A 21684-nucleotide genomic window follows, 5' to 3' on the forward strand; every position below is an offset into this window, starting at 1 on the left:
ATGAATGCTACTCAAAAAACGACATTTATAATAATTATTATTTATATGGTAGCAACAGTTGCAATTGGTCTTTTCGCATCAGCTAGACAAAAAAAGAAATCAAAGTCTGATAATGCTAATGAAGATTTTTTAATGGCGGGAAAGTCATTAGGACCTTTAGTACTTGCAGGAACATTGTTTGCAGCTAATACAGGAGGAGCATCAACCACAGGAATAGCAGCCAATGTTTATAGCTATGGGATTTCAGCTGCATGGTATGTGATTGCCGCAGGCATTGGATTTGTTCTTGTTTCCTTGGTTGCTTCTTATTTTAGAAGATCATCAGCTAATACAGTTCCACAAATTATTGGAATGAGATATGGGAAACCATCACATATAATTACTGCTATAACTTCAATTTTAGCATTATTTATGGCTACAGGAGCTCAAATAATAGCAACAGCTTCTATAATAAATGTATTAACAGGAGTAAACTTTAAAATAGTAGCAATTATAACTACAATAGTTGTAATTGCTTATACGATGATTGGTGGATTTGCGTCAGTTGCATCAGCCAATATGATGCATGTATTTTTTATAACGGTTGGTATGACAATAGCTTTATTTATAATGGTTAAGAGTGAAACAATTGGTGGATTTACTAGTTTGTTTGATAAAGCAAGAGAAGTATCTCTTGGTTCAAATGGACAAGTAGATTTAATTAGTATGACTAAAATAGGATTTCCAACTGTACTTGGGTATGTTGCTATGTATTGTATGACATTTCCAACGGGACAAGAAATTGTACAAACATTTTCATCTGCAAAAAATGGAGCTGCGGCAAAGACAGGTTCCATAATAGCAGGGATTTTGTCTGCAGTATATGCCATAGTTCCTGCGCTTATTGGTTTAATAGCATACTCTTACATTGATGGATATTTAGAAAATGGAGTTTCAAAATCGGCGCTTGCAGATGCAACAATTAGGTTTGCACCACCAGTGGTAGCAGGTATAGTTCTTGCGGCTGTAGTTGCAGCGACAATATCAAGTGCATCTGGAAATATGATTGGGACAGCAACAATGTTTTCCAATGATATCTATAAACCTTATATAGCTAAAAATGGCACAGATCCTGAAGAAGAGGTTTTAGTTTCAAAAATAGTAATGATTTTAGCAGGGCTCTTTGGATTAGGTGTGGCTCTACTGAATTCTAACATTATAAGCGTTATGATGTCTGCATTTGCATTACGCTCAGCAGGACCATTTGCAGCATTTGTTTGTGGACTATTTTGGAAAGATGTTACACAAAAAGCTGGTTTTATAGCAATTCTTTCTGGCACTATTGTATCGGCTTTGTGGATATTTATTTTAAATAATCCATGGGGACTTAGTGCAATAGTGCCTGGTGCAATAGTTGCGTTTATAGTAATATTTATTGTAACTAAGATAGATTTAGCATCTGGAGGAAAGCCGGCACCATTAATTGAATTTAATGAGGACTAGTTGTTAATAAAGAAATTTTTGAAAAGTTTATAATTACAAAAAGACGAGAAAAGTTAGTATCCTCGTCTTTTTGATATAAATTGATCTTGAATCTTCTAAAATCTTTTAAAGATTTTAGAATTTGTTGTAGTGAACTTTTGTTGATATATCAAATTCTTCGTGATCCTTTGTGCCTGATTTTTTGTAGCCAATTGGAATTAAACATTGTGCTCTGTAAGGTTTTTTTATTCCAAAGTTTTCTGCGAAATATTCTTCATAAGATATTTTTCCGGCAGTTTTTCCTTCTTTTACATTAATCCATGATGATGAAAGCCCTTCTTCTTCTAATAATAGTTGAAGATAAGCTGCAGTAAGTGAAGTTTCTTCAACCCAAGTTTTACAAATTTCTGTGTTTGCAATCACTATTACAACTACTGGAGCTTCTTTTAGGTAAAGAGTTGCAAAGGAGTCCATGTTTGAAAGCTCTTCGATTTTTTCCTTATCATCAACTACTATGAACTCTACTGGATGGGAGTTACCATTGCTTGGCCCCATTGAAGCATACATTAAAAGTTCTTCTAATTTTTCTTTGTCAACTTCTTTATCCTTATATTTTCTAACAGATCTTCTTTTTAAAATAGTATCTTTTAACAAAATATCACCTCAACTACATTTTACCACAAAGATTTAATTAAAGTAATCTGTGCAAATATATTCATAATATTTTTAATATTTGCAATCAAAGATTTAAAATTAGTTAAAATCAAGGAAATAAAGGAATTTATTTTTTTTATATTTTTTTGAAAATATTTTCATAAAGTTGTTGACAAATTTAACTTTCTAAAGTACAATATATGTGAAGTGAAAACTTCATCATCTTTTTTCTTCCCTTAGAGAACAGTTATTTATTTACATAATCTGTTCTCTTTTTATTTACATAAAAATTTTGTAATAAATAGGAAAAAAGTAATTTTGATACATTTGTTGCACAAGTGTTACAAAGAATATTCTTTGTAATCAAAACTTAAAATAGAAGCTATTTCAAAAGAAAAAAATTAAGTTATAATTATATTGAGGGTGATAAAAATGAAGATTTTTAATAAGACTTCATTGATCCTTATCTGTGCAACGATGATTTTACCAAGTTCTGTAATTGCAAGATCCTTTAAAGATACAAGAGGGCATTGGTCAGAGCCGGCAGTTGATTTTGTAACTAAAAAAGATATTATGTCAGGTTATGAAGATGGCAATTTTAAACCAGATGAAAATATGACAAGAGCAGAGTTTTATGCAACTGTAAATAGTTTAGCTGGTTATGAAAAAACTTATACTGTTACTTTTTCTGATGTGAGTACTTCTGATTGGTTTTATAATGATGTTGCAAAGGGTGTCAAGGCAGGATATATTACTCCGACAACTGGAAAACTAAACCCAACTCGAGAAATTACAAGAGAAGAAGTTGCAGAAATTCTTGGCCATGTTTACTCTTTGACTCCAAAGGAAAGTGCAACTAATGAATTTAAAGACAAGAACAAGATAAGTGAATCGGCTAGAGGTTATGTAGGAACTTTAGTCGAAAGTGGAATATTGCGTGGCTATGTAGATGGAAACTTTTATCCAAGAAGATCTATTAAAAGGTCAGAGGCAGCTACAATATTTAGATCGATGATTTCTAATTACAATTATCCACAAAAGAGAGCTCTAAATAATAGCAAAATTAAATTTGGAAGTAGGAATCTCTACGAATAGGACAGGAAACTGTCTTATTTTTTTGCCTTTTAAAAGTTATAAATGTATTATCATAATAATTATATTTTAGATAATAATATATAAGGAATTAAGCAATGAAATTAATACAATTGAGGGGGTTTATATAATTTGATATAATTTTTCCTAAGGAGTGACAATATGAGTATAGAAGTTAAAGTAAAGGAAGCGAGATTTCCAAATATATCGAGGACTAATTTTGAGAATAGAAATTACGAATTTAAAGGTGGCATAGTTGGGCAAACTGTCGAGATAAAGCCGAGAGGGAAAAGATCAAGAAAAGCAAAATTATTAAAAGTAGTTGAAAGGTCAAGCATAGAGAAGAAAAGTCCCTGCCCTCATTTTGAGAAGTGCGGAGGTTGTACATATCAAACGCTAAGATATGAAGATGAATTGGGATATAAAAAAAGTTTAATAAAAAAATTATTTGAAGAAAATGATTTTGATTTTGCACCAGAAATTGTGCCTTCACCAAGTCACAAATTTTATAGAAATAAAATGGAATATACTTTTGGAGATGAGTACAAAGGTGGACCACTTGCATTGGGATTGCATGTAAAAAATAGGTTTCACGAAATAGTAAATACTAGTGAGTGTAATATTGTGGATTCTGACTTCAATAAAATCAGAAGTGAAGTGAGAAATTATTTTGAGAATTTGAGGAAAAGTCATTACAATAGGAAGACACACCTTGGATTTTTGCGTCATCTTTTAATAAGAAAGGGAACAAAAACTGGAGAAATAATGGTTCTTTTAGCCACATCAACTCAAAGTGAACTTGATAGAGATGCTTTTGTAAAATTTTTATTAAGTTTAGAATTAGATGGAAAAATAGTAAGCATTTTTCATGTAAAAAACGATGCTCTATCAGATGCAATAGTGCCAGAAGAAATAAATTTAATATATGGGAAAAATCATATCCAAGAAGAAGTTTTAGGGCTAAAATTTAAAATAAGTCCTTTTTCATTTTTTCAAACAAATACAAAATCAGCAGAAATTCTCTACAATATAGCCAGAGAAAAAATTGATGCAAAGGATAAATTAGTTTTTGATTTATATTCAGGAACGGGAACAATTACACAAATGTTGGCAGGAAGTGCGAAAAAAGTAATTGGGGTTGAGATTGTGGAAGAAGCAGTAGAAGCGGCAAGAGAAAATGCAAAATTAAATGGAATTAAAAATGTAGAATTTATTGCAGAAGATGTACTAAAAGTTTTAGATAGTTTAGAAAAAAATCCAGATATAATTGTACTAGATCCCCCTAGAGAAGGAATAAATCCAAAAGCGATAGAAAGAATAATAGATTTTTCTCCAGAAAAATTTCTATATATATCATGCAATCCTGTTACACAAGTAAGAGATCTCAAAGTTTTTGAAGAAGGAGGGTACAAAATAGAGGAAATAGAGATTATTGATCAATTTCCAAAAACTTCTCATGTGGAGACTATAGCGTTGATACAAAAGATGTAAATCTAGAAATCCTGCATTTCAAGCAGTTTTATAAGCATTTTGTATTTGAAAAAGATGAAGAAGGATATGTAAAAAAGATTCAAAAAAACTACATGGACGTAAGAGTAGTTTTGCAACTGGTATGAGGAAACACAAAAAATAAGATAAACTCATTTTGTACTTTCTACAAGAGTAGCTTAAAAGGCTGCTCTTTTTTTATGAAGAAAGGATAATATAACTTTAGACATAAAAATCTAAATATTTGTCCCATAAACGTAGAAATACGTCCCGATTTGCGATATAATGATAAAGAAATTAGGAGGTATGGCAATATGAAAAAACAAAATGTTTTGAATTTAATAAAATACCATGTGGAAAGGAATGAAAATTCCTTTAGAAATGAGGCTATAGCAATAGCAAGATATTTTGATAGCATAGGAGATTATCAGTTATCTGAGTATATTATGGGGTTAATATCTGAATCAAATTTATATTCACCACAAAGTAGTGATTTTGAAAGTGAGTTTTTAAAGCAAGTTGAAATAAAAAATTTGGAGGCTTTAAATTTACCGCTTGAAATAACAGAGGATATAAAAGGTATTATTAATGCTGTAAATCATAATGTTGGTATTAATAAATTTTTATTTGAAGGATTACCGGGAAGCGGAAAAACAGAAGCAGCAAAAAATGTTGCAAGATTGTTGGATCGCTCTCTTTTTAGAGTGGATTTTGAAAATTTGATAGATAGCAAGTTGGGACAGACTAATAAAAATATAGTAAAAGTATTTAGAGAAATAAATATGCTTCCAAATGCAAATAAGGTTGTGGTTTTATTTGATGAAATTGATGTTATTGCTTTAGATAGGATTAATTCTAATGATATTAGGGAGATGGGAAGAGTAACATCTACAATTTTAAGAGAATTAGATAGATTAACAGATCTTAATAAAGAAATAGTGCTTATTGCAACAACTAATATATATTCAAATTTTGATAAAGCATTAATTAGGAGATTTGATGCTGTTATTAATTTCAATAGGTATAGCGATGAGGATTTAATAGAAGTTGCTGAATATTACTTTTCTTCTTTTATCAAGAATTTTAAAGGAATATCAAAAGACACAAGATTATTTAAAAAGATATTGAAAATAGCAAAAAAAATACCTTATCCTGGAGAATTGAAAAACATTATAAAAACATCACTTGCATTTAGTGATGTTGATTCTGAGTATGATTATTTTAAGAGATTATATAATAGCTTGATAGGAAATCTGGATCACAAGGATATAAACCAGCTTCATGAGGAAGGCTTCACTGTAAGAGAAATAGAAAAATTAAAAGGAGAGTCTAAAAGTTCTGTCTCAAGAAAGTTAAATAAGGAGGAAGTAGATAGTGAATAATGTCTTGGAATTAAAAGGGAAACGCTTTGTACAAGCCAGTAAAAATGGTAATCGTGGTGGTGTATCCATGAATGGGAGGATGGAAGTCAGTACAGAGCATTTATTAAGATTAAAAGCTCAGCTAATCCAGATTAAAGAATTTTGGGATAAAGAAACAAAACCGTTTGAGGGTATTTTGGTTAGTGTTTATTATAATAAGATTGTTGCGAAAAGTAATCGAATTGCTGGACTTTTTAAAGGGACATATTCTAATGAAGCAATTGTTGGAGTAAAATTTAATTCAAATCAGAGTAAGCATATAATAACATATTTTCTTGATGAAGATGATTTAACTAAAAGTATAGAGTTAATTGTAAATACTTCAAATATATTATCTCAAAAATTTAGAGGAAATATCAGCAAGAGCGAATTTAAAGACAAAAGTATTGTTAATTCGGAGGTTTTTAAAAAACTTTCTGTAAGTATGTCTACATTTAAACAGGTGATTGCAGATGTATCGTATATTGATTCTTTTGAGGTAGAGTTACCTACGATAGATATAAAACAGAGTATTATAACTTTGTATGATGTAAGAAAAGATACAAAATTATTATTTGAAAGATTAGGGATAGATATTTTAAGTAGCAGAATTTTAGATAATCAAACTGTTTACTTAGACGAAAAGCAGGTAGAACTACTTTTAGTAAAAGCACCTTATCTTGTTTCAATGGCAACCGTTGATTTGTCAAGTTTATCACCTGATGATTTTACCAATGAGCATCAAACAAAAATGATAACTATACCATCCCCAACTATTGAACCAACAATTGGTGTGATAGATACCTTATTTGATGAAAGTGTTTATTTTAGTGATTGGGTTGAATATCATGATATGGTCTCAGAAGATATACCAAAAAATCCAAAAGATTATAATCATGGGACAGCAGTATCTTCCATTATTGTTGATGGAGCAAGATTAAATCCTTGGCTGGATGATGGCTGTGGAAGGTTTAAAGTTAGGCATTTTGGAGTAGCGGTAGGTGCTGAATTTTCTTCATTTTCAATAATAAAGAAAATAAAGAGTATTGTGGTAAATAATTCAGATATAAAAGTCTGGAATATTTCACTTGGTAGTAATCAGGAAATTAATGACAACTTTATTTCTGCTGAAGCTGCAACATTAGATAAAATTCAGTTTGAAAACAATGTAATATTTGTTGTGGCAGGGACAAATAAACCAAGTGCAGATATAGTAAAAATAGGATCTCCAGCAGATTCTGTTAATAGTATAGTTGTAAATTCAGTTAGTAAGAATGGTCTGTCTACTAAATATGCTCGTAAAGGATTGGTATTATCTTTTTATGCAAAGCCTGATGTGAGCTATTATGGTGGCAGTGAAGAAGAGTACATTAGGGTTTGTGAACCTTTAGGGGCTGCGAGTGTTGCTGGTACTTCTTATGCTGCACCGTGGATTGCGAGAAAATTATCTTATTTAATTGATGTGATAGGATTTAATAGAGAAGTTGCAAAAGCCATTATTATTGACGCTGCAAGAGGTTGGGATGAAAAACCGACTCCTGAGGAAGTTGCTTTATATGGGCATGGAGTTGTACCAATTCATATAAACGATATTATTCAAACAAAAGATGATGAAATAAAATTTGTGGTATCAGACGTTAGTGAAAAATGGAATACTTATAGCTACGATTTTCCAGTGCCTCTAAAGGATAATAAGTATCCATATATTGCAAAGGCTACTATGTGTTATTTTCCATTGTGTGATAGATTGCAAGGTGTTGATTATACAAATACGGAATTAAATTTACATTTTGGGCGAATAGGGGATGATAAAAAAATCAAGGATATTAAGGGGGATAAACAGAATACGGAAGACACTTTAGAGGGAGAAAGAAATTATCTTTTGGAAGGTGAAGCCAGAAAGCAGTTTAGAAAATGGGATAATGTAAAGTATATCGCAGAGAGTGCTACAAAAAGAATGATACCAAAAGACTCTTATAGAAATAAAAACTGGGGTATGGAAGTGAAGACAAATAACCGATTAGCTCCTCAAGATGGTATAGGAGTTAGGTTTGGTGTTGTTGTAACACTCAAAGAAATGAATGGAGTTAATAGAATTGATGAATTTATCAGAAGTTGTACATTAAATGGTTGGTTAGTAAATGAAATCGATGTTGTTAATAGAGTAGATATTCACCAAAAAGTTAATGAAGAAATTAAGTGGGAATAGTATTTGTTTTTTTGCACTATCGACAGTAAATGGGATGGTATGGAATATTTATAAAAATTATAGCAAGTATAAGAGGTGAAGAGATATGGAGAATCAAGATAAGATATATGAAATAGAAATTAACAGTTGTGGTATAGGAGGGAAGCTTAGGATACAGAATAGAAATAATCTTAGGTATAAAAAAATTCGTACGTAGATGGCAATGTTGTACGAGAACATCTTTGTTTGTCTAAAGAAGAATATGAGTTGGCAATGCTTAATTTATTTACATTATATTATTGTGAGGGATTTTATCAAGAAACATCAGCAATGTATTTTGGAAACATACCGATTCAAGCTAATGGAGGCATTGAAAAATTTAGGATTACTGCATTAGGATGTAATTATTAGATATGATATTAGAAAAGGATTAGAGGGAGTGATGACTATGCCTGATACAATTATATATTGGTTATGGGGATTGGTAAAAGCAATACCTGAAGATATTATCAAAGGACTAATAGCATCATTTTTAATTTTACTTATAATAAAACTTGTTAACAAAGTTAAATTTTTAACTTCTAAAATTAAAAATATCATATTAAATTTGTTTAATACGAAGATAGAAATATCTACTAAAACCACTTTTATTGAATCTCCAGATTATCATTACACGACAATAAGACGAGCTGAAAATGTTAGAAGTGAAAATTCTAATGACAATGATGTTTTTTTGCTAATTATTGCAGGAGTGTTTGTAGCTTCTATAGTAGTTAGTTTTTTCAAAGAATATGTAGATTATATTTCTTTGTTTTTAAAGTGGTTTGGACTTATCCCACTGATGATATGTATATTATTTTTATTTGTTATATCTATTAGTCAAGAAGTTCAAAAAGTTACAGTTAAATTCATCGCAGTTTCAATAGTTGTTTCTGCATTGACATTATATTATGGACTTAATCTTAAAGAAATGGCGACAACAATGAGTGCAACAATAACAGATGGAAGAAATCTTTTTGCATCGGTATATAAAATTTTTGGCGTATTTATAGGAGTAATTCAACAGTTAATATCTTATATATTATTGCTTAGAGTAATAAGTGTTTATATTGATAGAAAAAAGAAAAAACCGATACAATCAGTTCGTCGTTTCATCGCTAAAACAAAACAATTTGAATCGGTTATGTTCCTTAGCATTATAGTAATATTTTTGTCAATTTTATCATACGCATTTACATTAGAAGCTGTTCATAAATTTCTATTAAAGCAATAGGAAGATTTAAAAGGCTATCTCTCCATCTCCCTGCCCATGTAAATTCCGTAGTTCTTTCGTATTTGACAAAGCTCGTTCATAGCAGATTTTGTAGAAGAGTACTCTTGCATAAGGGTATTCTTTTTTTCTTGCAATTTATAAAGTTTAGTCAAAATATCTTTTGAATTTGGCGGCTTAGAATGGTTTTTTTAAGCTCTGAAAGGGCAGTTTCGTATAGAATGATTTGAGATTTATATTTCTCAAAAAAATGCCTTGTCAGATGGATTTGCTTTATGTTCCTTGTAGTATTCTCGATGCTTTTTGATAGTATAAACTTGCTCCATAGTTGCAGAAAGCTCATGCATTTCCTTGTCAATTTCTTTGGTTTTATCTTGTAAGTTCTGTCTTTCTTCAGTACTTTTCTTGTTGTATTCATCAAGCTGCTTAACGGAGTTAATGCCATGTTCTCTGATGAAAACAACTGAATCAGCCATTGTATTTAAGTTGTGTTTTGTTGCCCAGTATTCATAGTCCTCGATATATTTAACCTTTGTATCAGTATTCATATTGATGACATTTCCGATTCGTTTTTTGATAGATGGGGTTTTAATAGTTTGATTTTCTGTAAGACGCTATTTTAGTCTTTCCTCTGTATAGTCATCCCCAATCATCTTAATTCTTGTAAATCTCTGCTTATCTTTTTGCTTAAAGGCTATATGTTTTCCATACTTTATTTCATAACCAAGCTCAGTCATTTTCTTTAGAAATTCTTCCCAAGCCTTAGACTATTTTATCAAATGATAAATGTCAAATTGAAGTCTGTTTTCCAAGAAGTACATGTATTAAATTGGTCATTTTCGTACCAAGATTTACCAGCAGTTTTATATTTTCTCTTGTAAGCTTCATAGTATTTATCAATGACTGAAAGCTTATTTTCTTTACATAATTCATCACTTTGATACCTGATTTTATGGTAAGTTTTTTTGTTAGACTGGTAGCATTTACCAGTTTTGTAATTAACATTATTAAAAATAATATGGTTGTGGATATGCCCTCTATCTATATGGGTTACAAGAACAAATTCATAATCTTCCTTTAAAATTTTCTTGCATAATTTCATTCCTATCTCGTGAGCTTTTGTAGGATCAACCTCTCCTGGTAGAAAAGATTGAATCAGATGTCTAGCTAAAACTGTACCTTTAGTATTATCCTATTCTCTTGTTTTCATAAATTGAATATGGGCAGTAGATGGGTGACATTTGAATGAAGATGCCAAGATTTTTTCACTCTTAGTAATGTAGTCTATTGCCAAATTTAGAGTTTATTTTATATGATGTATTTTTGTAATTGCCATATTAATCACCAGAATTTTCTTTTGATTTATTAAGAAGTAGGGAATGGACCTGCCTTATTTCTTTTGATAATTTTTCTATCTGTTTATTCATTGATTCAATTTCATTTTTGTAAATAACACCAGTTGTATTAGTAGCTTTTGCAATCTGGTTTATATTATTTGTTGCATTTGAAAGTAACCATTGTAGATTTCTAAATGGTTCTAAATCTACTACATATATCTCTTTTTCTAATACACATTTTCTAAGAAAGTGGGACATAGTTTTGCAGTTTGCAAGTCTCATTTTCTTTTCAAAAACTTCTTTTTCTTCTTTAGTTAGTTTTATTTCTATTATTTCATTTCTAAATCTATTTGCCATTTTATTCTCCTTTATAAAATATATTTCGGGGTCTTAGGGTTCTCCCTAACAAGGTAAAAATTAAAAAAATGGAGCAATCCGTAAAGGTCTGCTCCATTAATTTTTTCGTAAGTGTCCGTACACTTACTGTGCTTGCTATTAAAGTTATAAGCGTTAAGCGTTTATTAGGTTTTATTAATTATACCGCATTTAAAGAAATTAATAAAGAAATATAAAGGGCGTTCAAACAAATATCTTAAATAAGATTACTAAATTTTAAAATAATTCATGTATTGAAATTAATTATCAAATGAGTTACAATAAAACTGACGATAGCGTCGGAATTATTTATTGACAGGAGATAAAGTTTTGAATGATAAAAAATTGAAAGTTGGAGAAAAAAGGAAGTTAGAAATTCTGGAAGCGGCAAAAAAATGTTTCTTAGAAAAGGGTTTCCAAAATACAACTATGGAAGATGTTATAGAAAAAGTAAGTTTAAGTAAAGGTGGTGTTTACTATCATTATGGCTCAACCTATGAAATGATTTATGATTTTATGAAATTAGGCATCAAATATAGAGGAGAAAAAAACAAAACTATCGACACATCTAAGTTAACGAGTTTAGACGCAATTACTGAGATGATGATGGAGAGAATTTATGATGAAAATGAATTTAAAAGCATATATGCAATTTTTTTGAAACTTCAAAATGAAGATAAAAGATTGTGTGAAATGTTTAAAAATTTAAAAGAAATAAACACAGAAATTTTATCGTCTACATTTCCTCCAAACGATAAGCTATCATCTGTTTTTGAAGATGAGTTTTTAGTGACCTTTGTAAATACTTTGATTTTAGGATATGAAAGTTTAAATCAAAAAGAAATTTTTATTGAAAATAAAGAAACAATCAAAAAGATGTTAGAAGGTTATTTGAGAGAAAAACTCATTAATTAGGAGATTTTTATGGGTAAGGAGTTAATGTGCCACCTTTATGGAAGAAATTTAGAAAAAATAATAGAAAATTCTAAAGGGAGAATTTGCGAATTTCATAATTTGGAAAATGGGAAGTATATAGTTTCGAAGTACGAAATTTTCAAAGGGGTAACAGTTTTTTATAATGATATACACACTTCTGTCATAAAGAAAAAATTATCAAAAAATTTAAATCAAAGCTACGAGATTAATCATTGTAGAGAAGGAAGATTTGAATGCGTATTAAGCGATGGAACTATTACTTATATGGAATCGGGAGATTTTGCAATCAATGCAAGTAGTAACAGCTCCGAGGAATCTTTTTTTCCTATATCTCATTATCATGGTGTGACTTTTTATATTAATCCAAATGAATTTGATAGCGAAATATATTTTTTAGAAGAAATGTTAGGGATTAAATTTAAAGTTGTTTTAAGAAAATTATGCAATAAGGACAAAGTTTTTGTACAAAGAGCTACTCGGCATATTGAACATATTTTTTATGAAGTTTATAAAGTTCCAGATGAAATTCTAATTGAATATCTAAGGGTAAAATTTCAAGAACTTTTCCTATATATTTCAAGCCTTGATACCAGTAACAAGATAAGCGATAGGAAATATTTTATTAAGACAAATGTTGATATTGTAAAGAAAATAGATGAATTTATAAAGAATAATTACGAAAAAAATATAACTTATGATAAACTATCGGAAATCTTTAAGATAAATTCTACCACAATGAAATCTTGCTATAAGAGTGTTTTTGGGCAAACAATTAAGGAAGTTATAACAAGTAAAAGATTGGAGGTAGCAGCTGATTTTTTGAATAATACATCAATTTCAATTACGGAAATTGCTATTAGGGTAGGTTTCACAGATCATGCTAAATTTTCAAATACTTTTAAAAATAAGTTTAATCTCACTCCTTCAGAATATAGAAAAATATCTAAAACAGCACATTTAGTCTAAATAGTCAAGAAAATAAGCTTAGTCTATTATAGAATGATAACAGCTATCAACTAAGGAGGTTGAATTATGGAAAGTAAAAAATTAACTATAAAAGATTTAGCAACCATAGGAATTTTTTCTGCAATCATGATTGTTGTATTCATTGCTTTTTCAATGATTACAGGGGCATCATTATTTTTCAATATGATTTTTAATGCTGTGTTTACTGCACTAATTTTAGGACCATTTTTTGTTTATATGGCTATGAAAGTAGGCAAACCGGGAGTTGCACTAATTTATAATATTATACAAGCTATATTAGCAACTGTCTTTATGGGTCCTTTTATGATTCCATGGTTTGTAGGTGGCGGGATAATTGCAGAGTTATCTATGCTTGGTACAGATAGCTATAGGAATATAAAAAGAATTACTATTGCTTGGATAATTACATCATTAACTAGAGCGGCTCATGGCATGAGCGAAATATGGTTTTTTAAAGATGCTTTCATTAAGTCTGGCGTATCTCCAGAACAAGTTCAAATACAAACTCAGTATTATACAAATCCTAAGTGGATTCTTATTTCTTTAGCATGTACTATTGTGGCGGCAATTATTGGTTGCTATTTAGGAAATAAGATGACAGAAAAACATTTTAAAAAGACAGGCATAATAAAATGATGCATTTGGACTTACGTTCCAAATTAGTAGTATTTTTAAGTACAGTATTTTTGGTTTCAGCATTGTCCAAAGATACTGTACTTTTTTTATTAGCCGCCATTCTAGTTATTTATGTATCACTGCAAGGATATAGCAAATCTACTATAAAACTAATTATTGCAATTGGCGTTTTAAGTTTTTTGAGATTTGTCTCAAATGGTGAAGGTTTTGGCATTTTGATTCCAGATATGTTTCTGTTTATGGTTATAAGAACATTAGTTATAGTTCTATCAGTAATACCAATTTTAAAAACACCTCCAGGAGAGATAATGGCAATAATGAAAAAAATGAAAATTCATAGAAATGTTGCTTTGCCACTTATTTTCATGATGAGATTTTTCCCAGTAGTTAAAAGTGAGTTTAAAGAAATTATCGACTCGTTGAGATTAAGAGGATTAATTTCTATTAAAAAACCATTTTTAACGATGGAATATTTATTTGTTCCTATGATGTTTTCATCTTCAAAAATAGCTGAAGAACTTGCCGCCGCATCGGAAGTAAGAGGAATTTCTGCATCTGGAAAACATAGCTCAAGAAGAGAAATAAAATTTAGAAATCTTGATGTTATTGTTTGTTTAATCACCATCTTTATAACAATGAGCATGATTTTCCTGGAGAGGAGTTATTAAGATGATCAAGTTAAAAAATGTAAGCTTTGCCTACAGTAAAGATTCAGCAAACATCTTAAAAAATATTAATTTGGAAATTAATGATGGGGAATGTGTTGCCTTTATAGGGGCGAGTGGTTGTGGGAAAACTACCCTTACAAGACTTATAAATGGTCTTGCTTATAAATTCTATGGAGGAAAATTAAAGGGAGAAATTTCCATAGATGGAATAAATCCCCTAGAAAAAGAATTATATGAAATAGGAAGGAAAGTAGGATCTATTTTTCAAAATCCCAAGAGTCAATTTTTTGCAGAAAATGTAGAAGATGAAATTGCCTTCGGGCTTGAAAATTATGGGATAGAAAGAGAAAAAATAGATGAAATAATCAATAATTCCTTACAATCTATTAATGGAGAAAATTTAAAAGATAAAAACTTATTTCATCTTTCAAGTGGAGAAAGACAAAAAATAGCAATTGCTTCTATAAATGCACTTAATCCACCTATTTATGTTTTTGATGAACCGTCTGCTAACCTAGATATGAAAAGTGTTGAAGCTTTAAGAAAACTTATGCTTTCATTAAAGAAAAAGAAAAAGACAATAATCATTTCAGAGCATAGGCTGTACTACCTTAGAGGACTAGTGGATAAATATTATTATCTTGAAAATGGGAAAATAAACAATGTTTTTACAGAGGAAGAACTCGCATCAAAAAGTGAAGATTTTTTCAATAAGTTAGGATTAAGATTCTTTTCTTTAAATAAAATATCTCCTAAAATAAATAAGTTAAAAGAGATAAATTCTATGAACTTAGAAAAAATTTATTTTTCCTATAATAAGAATGTCCTAATAAAAGATTTGACCTACTCATTTAAAAGTGGAAATATTTATGGAATTATTGGGGATAATGGCATAGGCAAATCTACTCTGTTTAAAATTTTAAGTGGACTTATGAAAAAAGATAGTGGTTTTATATCTATAAATGGAGAAAAATTAAACAAAAGAAATAGGCAAAAAAGAATATACTACCTGTCAAATAATCCTGAGAGTAATCTTTTTGAAGTTTCAGCAGAAGACGAGTTAAAACTAAATAATAAAGATGCAGATACAGATAAAATATTAGCTGATTTTAACTTAGAAAATATAAAAGACATCCATCCACAAATCATGTCAGGCGGACAAAAACAAAGATTAACTATCGCTTCAGCAGAACTTTTAGAAAGAGATGTTTATTTATTTGATGAGCCAACAAGTGGTTTAGATGGACATAATATGCAAATTATTTCAGAAAGAATGAAGAAATTACAAGAAAAAGAAAAAATTATACTTATAATTTCCCATGATTATGAATTTTTGTGTAATTCCTGCAATAAAATTCTTTATTTAGACGGATACTCTTTTGAGGAATTTTCTACAAAGGAGGATAAAGAAAAAATATTAGCTATATTAATGGGAAAAAAATTTAATATTTAGGAGGGGATTTGATGAATTTAATAAAACAATATGTAAGAAAAAGAAAAGGATCATATTTTGCATCCGTACTACTTGCCATAGTGGGAGTAGTTGCTGGGCTTTTTTCTTATATATACATGGCAAAAATCATTGTAAATTTGATTAATGGTGCAAATGATATGAGTTTATATACTCCACTATGTATAAGTATTTTAATAACATTTGTTATTAAAGAAGTGGCAGCTGGAATATCAACAAGTATTTCTCATACAGCAACCTTTAATTCACTTGGAGAAATCAGAAATGATATTTCTAAGAAATTTTTTAAGATGCCTCTGGGAGATGTATTATCAAGATCATCTGGAGAATTAAAAAATATTATAGTTGAGCAAGTTGATTCTATGGAAACTTCACTTGCCCACTTAGTGCCAGAATTTACGGCAAACTTAGTAGGACCGATTCTATTATTTATTTATATGTTTACATTAGATTGGCGATTGACCTTGCTATCACTAATTCCATTTGTGATAGGAATGGCTACCATGATGTCTGTAATGAATGCTCATTATAAGGAGATGTTTGGGAAGTCAGTTGCCATTGGTCAACATATGAATAATTCCATTGTTGAGTATATAAATGGGATAGAAGTAATAAAGACCTTTAATCAAAGCGAATCATCTTATAAAAAATATGCGGATAGCGTTTACGACAATGCAAGCTTTTATTATAACTGGATGGGTGAATCTATGAATAAGGTTGCTATAGGTAGATTACTTTCTCCTATGGGAATTATTACAATCATACCTTTTGGGATTTTATTTTATATAAATGGAAGTATTGATTTAGGAAATTTAATTACCTTAATCGTCTTATCCTTTGCTACAGTTTCTAGTATTTTAAAAATCATGAACTATATGGATGATATGTCAAGAATATCGACTATAACTTCTGAAATAGGAAAGATTTTAGATTCAAGAGAGTTAGAAAATATTGACAAGGGAGAGAAAATAGAATCCTATAATATAGAACTTCAAGATGTAGACTTTTCTTACAATGGAGAAAAGAAAATCATTGATAATCTTTCAATGGAAATAAAAGAAAAGTCTGTTTCAGCATTCGTTGGTCCTTCTGGGTCAGGCAAGTCCACAATAGCAAAACTTATTGCTGGATTTTGGAATGTAGATAAGGGATCTGTTAAAATTGGCGGAGTAGAAACAAAAGATGTGTCGCTCGAAAACTTGTCTTCACTTATTTCTTTTGTATCCCAAGACAATTTCCTCTTTGATATGACTATAAAGGAAAATATTAGGCTTGGAAATAAGAATGCCTCTGACGAAGAAATTATAGATGTATGTAAAAAATCTGCCTGCCATGATTTTATTATGAATCTATCTAATGGTTATGATACAAGAGTTGGTGAAGGTGGAGGTTATCTGTCTGGAGGAGAAAGACAAAGAATATCTATTGCTCGTGCCATGCTAAAGAATGCACCAATCGTAATTTTAGATGAAGCAACTTCTTATATAGATCCTGAAAATGAAGCTCTCATACAAAACGCCTTGGCAAATCTAGTTAAGGGTAAAACTTTAATCATAATCGCTCATAGGTTAAAGACAATTGTTGATGCAGATAGGATATTTGTTATTAAAGATGGCAAATTAAATTCTTATGGTACTCATGAAGAACTATTAAAGTCATCAGAACTTTATAAGGAAATGTATGCTGCAAATTTAAGGGGTGATGAAAATGCTTAATGTGTTTAAAAAGATATGGAATTTTTCAAAAGAAGAACAGGTATATATTAAGAAATCTATTCTCGCTGGATTTTTGCACGCAGTATTTAATGCCCTTGAGTTTGGTGCGATTTACTATATGCTAGTAAATATATTTTCTAAAACTTTAGACTATAAGGCTATCTTTGTTTGTCTTGGAATATTAGTTATATCCCTTGTTGGAAAGATAATGACACAAAAATCATCACAAATGGCACAAACACACGCTGGATATTTTATGGCAGCTCACAAGAGAATAGAAATAGGAGAAAAGATAAAAAGAGTTCCTATGGGTTTCTTTTCAAGCTTTTCACTAGGAAGATTAACTACTATTGCTACATCTTCACTTTCCCAAGCAGAAATGTGGGTGCCTATGCTTTTGGTTCTTGTACTTGGTGGAGTTTTAAATACTTTAGTCTTTGTCCTTGGAACTTTAATTTTTAATGTAAAGGTAGGACTTGTTGCAGTAGTGGGTGTAATAGTATTCTTTATAGTTACATCAATGATGGAGAAAAAATCATCAGCTAATGCAGACAAAATGACAGAAACACAAACAAGACTTACAAAAGAAGTATTAGCAACTTTACAAGGAATGCAGGTTATAAAATCCTATAATCTTGGTGGAGAAAATAACAGAGCTTTAAGAAAGTCTATAAAAGATACATCAAATATACTTTTAGATTTAGAAATATCTGTAGCACCTTACACAGTTATCCAAAGAATTGTAATGGGAATAACAACTGTAGCTATGGTCTATGTATCATTAAAATTAAATTTATCTGGTGAACTTCCACTTGCTGAAACAATTCTTATGATTATGGCATCCTTTATTATCTTTGAAGGCTTAATCGGGGCAGGATCAAACATGGCAATCCTAAGAGCTTGCGAAAATGCCATAGATTCTGTAGGTTTTATCGACTCTATGCCTGATATGAGAGAAGGAAGTATTACAGAGCCTATAAAAAATCACAACATAGTCTTTAAAAATGTATCATTTTCCTATGATGATAGACCAATTTTAAAAAATGTATCAGCAGAGATAAAAGAAAATACTATGACTGCTATTGTTGGACCATCTGGATCTGGTAAGACAACATTTTGTAATCTTATTGCAAGATTTTGGGATGTAAATTCTGGTGAAATTTTAATAGGTGGAAAAAATATTAAGGATTATAAGATAGAAAATCTTATGAATTCAATTTCCATGGTATTTCAAGACGTCTATCTGTTTGAAGATACAATTGAAAACAATATAAAATTTGGAAAACAAAATGCAAGCCATGAAGAAGTTGTAGAAGCTGCAAAGAAGGCAAGGTGTCATGAATTTATAGAAGCTTTACCAGAAGGATATGACACTATTATTGGGGAAGGTGGAGCAAGCCTATCTGGTGGAGAAAAACAAAGAATCTCCATAGCCAGAGCCATGCTAAAAGACGCAGATATAATTATCTTTGATGAAGCCACAGCAAGTATAGATCCAGAAAATGAAGATAAATTAAAAGAAGCGATAGAATCACTAACAAAAAACAAAACAGTAATTATGATTGCCCACAGACTAAAAACCATAAGAAATGCAGATCAAATCTTAGTCTTAAAAGATGGAGAAATAGTAGAACGTGGAAATCACGAAGAACTGATTAAAAATAATGGACTTTATTCTGACCTTATCAATGCAAAAGCTAAGGCGGAATCATGGAAATTAAATAATTGATAGGAAGAAATATTAAAGTCTTTGAACAGGAAAATTTAGATTAGAGGATTTATGTCTAATAGCATAAGTCCTCATTTTTTATGTTCAAATTAATCATTAAAACTCAAAAATACTATAAAAAAATAAAAATTCTGGTTACCAAAGAGGGCAAATTTCACTATATAAAGTGAGGGGTATTTTGTCATCTTTCTATAAAAATCAAAATACTTTGAGTTGCGAATATTTATAAATTTCTTAGGTGAGATTAGTATATTTTAAATTTAAACAACTTATCAAGGTAAAAAATTAACTTACATAGGAGGTAAAAATGCAAGCAATAAAGATTTATAGTATGAGAGTTGCTATGTTACGTAGACTTTATGAGCTTAAATTAATTAATGATAAGGAATATACAAAAATTAAGAATAGGTTAGAAAATGATTATAAAAAGATGGATATAAAGTAGTTAATCTTGTGATATAATAACACTGTAGAAAGATACAAAATGGGAAGGAGGTAAAATGAATACTAAAGTAAAATTAATAAAAGCTTCAAATACTGGAGCAAGAAATAGAAATGCACTACATTTAGATTTAAAACGTGTTGCAGCGTATTGTAGAGTAAGTACAGATAGCAAAGACCAACTTGAATCATATAAATCGCAAGTTGATTATTACACAAATCTAATAAAAAATAATAAGAACTGGACTTTGGCTGGTATATATGCAGATGAAGCGACAACAGGAACAACTGCTACTAAAAGAGCAGATTTCATGAGACTAATAAGTGATTGCCAAAATGGAGATATAGACATGATAATTACTAAATCTATATCAAGATTTGCTAGAAATACATTAGATACTTTAAAGTATGTAAGACTATTAAAGGAAAACAATGTTGGTGTAGTATTTGAAGAAGAAAATATAGATACTTTGACAATGGATGGAGAGTTACTATTAACAATATTAAGTTCAGTAGCTCAACAAGAAGTAGAAAATACCTCAGCCCATGTAAAAAAAGGACTGAAAATGAAAATGGAAAAAGGGGAACTTATTGGTTTTCAAGGTTGTCTTGGATATGATTATGACCCTACAACAAAAAGTATCTCTTTAAATGAAGAAGAAGCCAAAATTGTCAGATACATCTTTAAAAGATATTTAGAGGGCAATGGTGGCTCAGTCATTGGCAGGGAACTAGAAGAGCAAGGATATCTCACCCCGAGAGGTAAAACAAAATGGTCTGATACTACAGTGTTAGGAATAATTAAAAATGAAAAGTATATTGGAGATATACTAATGGGAAAGACCTTCACAGTTGATCCCATAACAAAAAGAAGACTAGCAAACTTTGGTGAATCTGATAAATACCACATTGAAAATCATCACGAGCCAATTATACCAAGAGAAGATTTTGAAAAGGCACAAGAGATTAGACTCAGGAGAGCACAAAATAGAAACACCATTGCTAATTAGGAAATAAGATGACAGAAACTATCAAGGCAATATGCTTTTTCAAGTATGCTTGAATGTGGATTTTGTGGAGAAATACTTTCAAGAAGAACATGGCACACTAGTTCAATTTATAAAAAAATTAACTGGCAATGTGTAAAGTCAACTAAAAAAGGTAAAAAATATTGCCCTCATTCAAAAGGAATACAAGAAGCAGCAATAGAAAAAGCATTTGTTGAAAGCTATAGGCAATTATGCCATGTAGATTCAACAGTAATAGATGACTTTTTAAAAATTGTAGAAGAAGAAATAAATGATGAGACTTTGGTCAAAGATTTGAAAAAGTTAGAAAACCAATTAAACAGAATCATTAGTCAAGAAAGAAAGTTAGTTGATCTTCATTTAGAAGATAGTATAGACGAAGAAGTTTATTCTAAAAAGTATAAAAAACTTACAAAACAAAAAGAAGAATTACTTGATGAAAAGAAAACCCTAGAGCTAACAATAAAAGATGAAAACTCTATTAAAGAAAGATTAAAGCAATTTAAAAAGGTGTTAGAGAATAGAGAAATCATAGAGGAATTTAACAGAACAGTATTTGAAAGCATAGTTGATAAAGTCGTAGTGGGTAGAATTGACAAAGACGGAACAGTCCATCCTTATGACTTAACATTCTATTTCAAAACAGGGGTTAAAGATAGTCAAGATTCTAATAACTTTAAAGATAATAGAAAAAATGCCAAAGACAATGACATTAATAAATTGTGCTCCTACAAGAATGACGAGGATAAAAAATTATGTTCCCAAGCAAAAGACAATGCATGTTGAGAGCGTGGTATTGATGTCAAAA

Annotated in this window: 17 protein-coding genes and 2 pseudogenes; 16 read left to right on the top strand and 3 right to left on the bottom strand. The window is 30.1% G+C overall.

Going from position 1 to position 21684, the window contains the following annotated elements; genetic code table 11:
* Positions 1-1482 (top strand): sodium:solute symporter family protein, encoded by a 1482-nt coding sequence (locus tag BQ5450_RS06385; RefSeq protein WP_071126329.1) that lies wholly within the window; start codon positions 1-3, stop codon positions 1480-1482.
* A gap of 114 nt (positions 1483-1596) precedes the next feature.
* Here the strand turns inward: BQ5450_RS06385 and BQ5450_RS06390 are convergent, their stop codons facing one another.
* A complete protein-coding gene (locus BQ5450_RS06390; RefSeq protein WP_010245105.1) occupies positions 1597-2115 on the bottom strand; it encodes a nitroreductase family protein in 519 nt (172 codons plus the stop codon).
* A 432-nt stretch (positions 2116-2547) separates the two neighbouring features.
* Here BQ5450_RS06390 and BQ5450_RS06395 point away from each other — a divergent pair, with 432 nt between their 5' ends.
* From BQ5450_RS06395 to BQ5450_RS06415, 6 genes are all read left to right on the top strand, one after another.
* A complete protein-coding gene (locus tag BQ5450_RS06395; RefSeq protein ID WP_071126330.1) occupies positions 2548-3210 on the top strand; it encodes an S-layer homology domain-containing protein in 663 nt (220 codons plus the stop codon).
* A 159-nt stretch (positions 3211-3369) separates the two neighbouring features.
* Positions 3370-4698, top strand: coding sequence for a 23S rRNA (uracil(1939)-C(5))-methyltransferase RlmD (gene rlmD / locus BQ5450_RS06400; protein ID WP_071126331.1), 1329 nt, complete (start codon positions 3370-3372; stop codon positions 4696-4698).
* A gap of 311 nt (positions 4699-5009) precedes the next feature.
* Positions 5010-6077: an ATP-binding protein gene (locus BQ5450_RS06405; protein WP_071126332.1), complete on the top strand. Its 1068-nt coding sequence runs from the start codon at positions 5010-5012 to the stop codon at positions 6075-6077.
* Positions 6070-8304 (top strand): S8 family peptidase, encoded by a 2235-nt coding sequence (locus tag BQ5450_RS06410; protein WP_071126333.1) that lies wholly within the window; start codon positions 6070-6072, stop codon positions 8302-8304. The genes BQ5450_RS06405 and BQ5450_RS06410 overlap by 8 nt, the downstream gene beginning before the upstream one ends.
* A gap of 225 nt (positions 8305-8529) precedes the next feature.
* Positions 8530-8694 (top strand): hypothetical protein, encoded by a 165-nt coding sequence (locus BQ5450_RS09060; protein ID WP_159052472.1) that lies wholly within the window; start codon positions 8530-8532, stop codon positions 8692-8694.
* A 37-nt stretch (positions 8695-8731) separates the two neighbouring features.
* Positions 8732-9556, top strand: a complete 825-nt coding sequence (locus BQ5450_RS06415) for a hypothetical protein (protein WP_036731808.1) — start codon at positions 8732-8734, stop codon at positions 9554-9556.
* A gap of 14 nt (positions 9557-9570) precedes the next feature.
* On the opposite strand, the pseudogene BQ5450_RS09320 reads toward BQ5450_RS06415, so the two are convergent.
* Both BQ5450_RS09320 and BQ5450_RS06425 read right to left on the bottom strand, forming a co-directional pair.
* Positions 9571-10847: pseudogene (locus tag BQ5450_RS09320) on the bottom strand (relaxase/mobilization nuclease domain-containing protein).
* 43 nt (positions 10848-10890) lie between these two features.
* A complete protein-coding gene (locus BQ5450_RS06425) occupies positions 10891-11247 on the bottom strand; it encodes a plasmid mobilization protein (RefSeq protein WP_071126334.1) in 357 nt (118 codons plus the stop codon).
* 348 nt (positions 11248-11595) lie between these two features.
* Between BQ5450_RS06425 and BQ5450_RS06430 the strand changes: the two genes are divergently transcribed.
* The 9 genes and pseudogenes from BQ5450_RS06430 to BQ5450_RS06465 all read left to right on the top strand — a co-directional run bounded on the left by BQ5450_RS06430 (position 11596) and on the right by BQ5450_RS06465 (position 21662).
* On the top strand, positions 11596-12180 hold the full coding sequence (locus BQ5450_RS06430) for a TetR/AcrR family transcriptional regulator (RefSeq protein ID WP_071126335.1): 585 nt from the start codon (positions 11596-11598) through the stop codon (positions 12178-12180).
* Positions 12181-12189: 9 nt separating this feature from the next.
* On the top strand, positions 12190-13167 hold the full coding sequence (locus BQ5450_RS06435; RefSeq protein WP_071126336.1) for a helix-turn-helix domain-containing protein: 978 nt from the start codon (positions 12190-12192) through the stop codon (positions 13165-13167).
* Between the two features lie 66 nt (positions 13168-13233).
* Positions 13234-13824 (top strand): MptD family putative ECF transporter S component, encoded by a 591-nt coding sequence (locus BQ5450_RS06440; protein ID WP_002834820.1) that lies wholly within the window; start codon positions 13234-13236, stop codon positions 13822-13824.
* A complete protein-coding gene (locus BQ5450_RS06445; protein WP_234347017.1) occupies positions 13824-14492 on the top strand; it encodes an energy-coupling factor transporter transmembrane component T in 669 nt (222 codons plus the stop codon). The genes BQ5450_RS06440 and BQ5450_RS06445 overlap by 1 nt, the downstream gene beginning before the upstream one ends.
* Before the next feature lies 1 nt (position 14493).
* Complete coding sequence (locus BQ5450_RS06450; RefSeq protein ID WP_071126338.1) at positions 14494-15945, top strand: ABC transporter ATP-binding protein; 1452 nt, start codon at positions 14494-14496, stop codon at positions 15943-15945.
* An 11-nt stretch (positions 15946-15956) separates the two neighbouring features.
* On the top strand, positions 15957-17678 hold the full coding sequence (locus BQ5450_RS06455; RefSeq protein WP_071126339.1) for an ABC transporter ATP-binding protein: 1722 nt from the start codon (positions 15957-15959) through the stop codon (positions 17676-17678).
* Positions 17671-19407, top strand: coding sequence for an ABC transporter ATP-binding protein (locus BQ5450_RS06460; RefSeq protein ID WP_071126340.1), 1737 nt, complete (start codon positions 17671-17673; stop codon positions 19405-19407). The genes BQ5450_RS06455 and BQ5450_RS06460 overlap by 8 nt, the downstream gene beginning before the upstream one ends.
* Positions 19408-19714: 307 nt before the next feature.
* Positions 19715-19852, top strand: coding sequence for a hypothetical protein (locus BQ5450_RS09155; RefSeq protein ID WP_199820658.1), 138 nt, complete (start codon positions 19715-19717; stop codon positions 19850-19852).
* Between the two features lie 55 nt (positions 19853-19907).
* Positions 19908-21662: pseudogene (locus BQ5450_RS06465) on the top strand (recombinase family protein).
* The last annotated feature ends 22 nt before the right edge of the window (positions 21663-21684 follow it).

Origin of the sequence: Peptoniphilus lacydonensis, assembly GCF_900106515.1 — a bacterium.
GTDB classification, from domain to species: Bacteria; Bacillota; Clostridia; order Tissierellales; family Peptoniphilaceae; genus Peptoniphilus_A; species Peptoniphilus_A lacydonensis.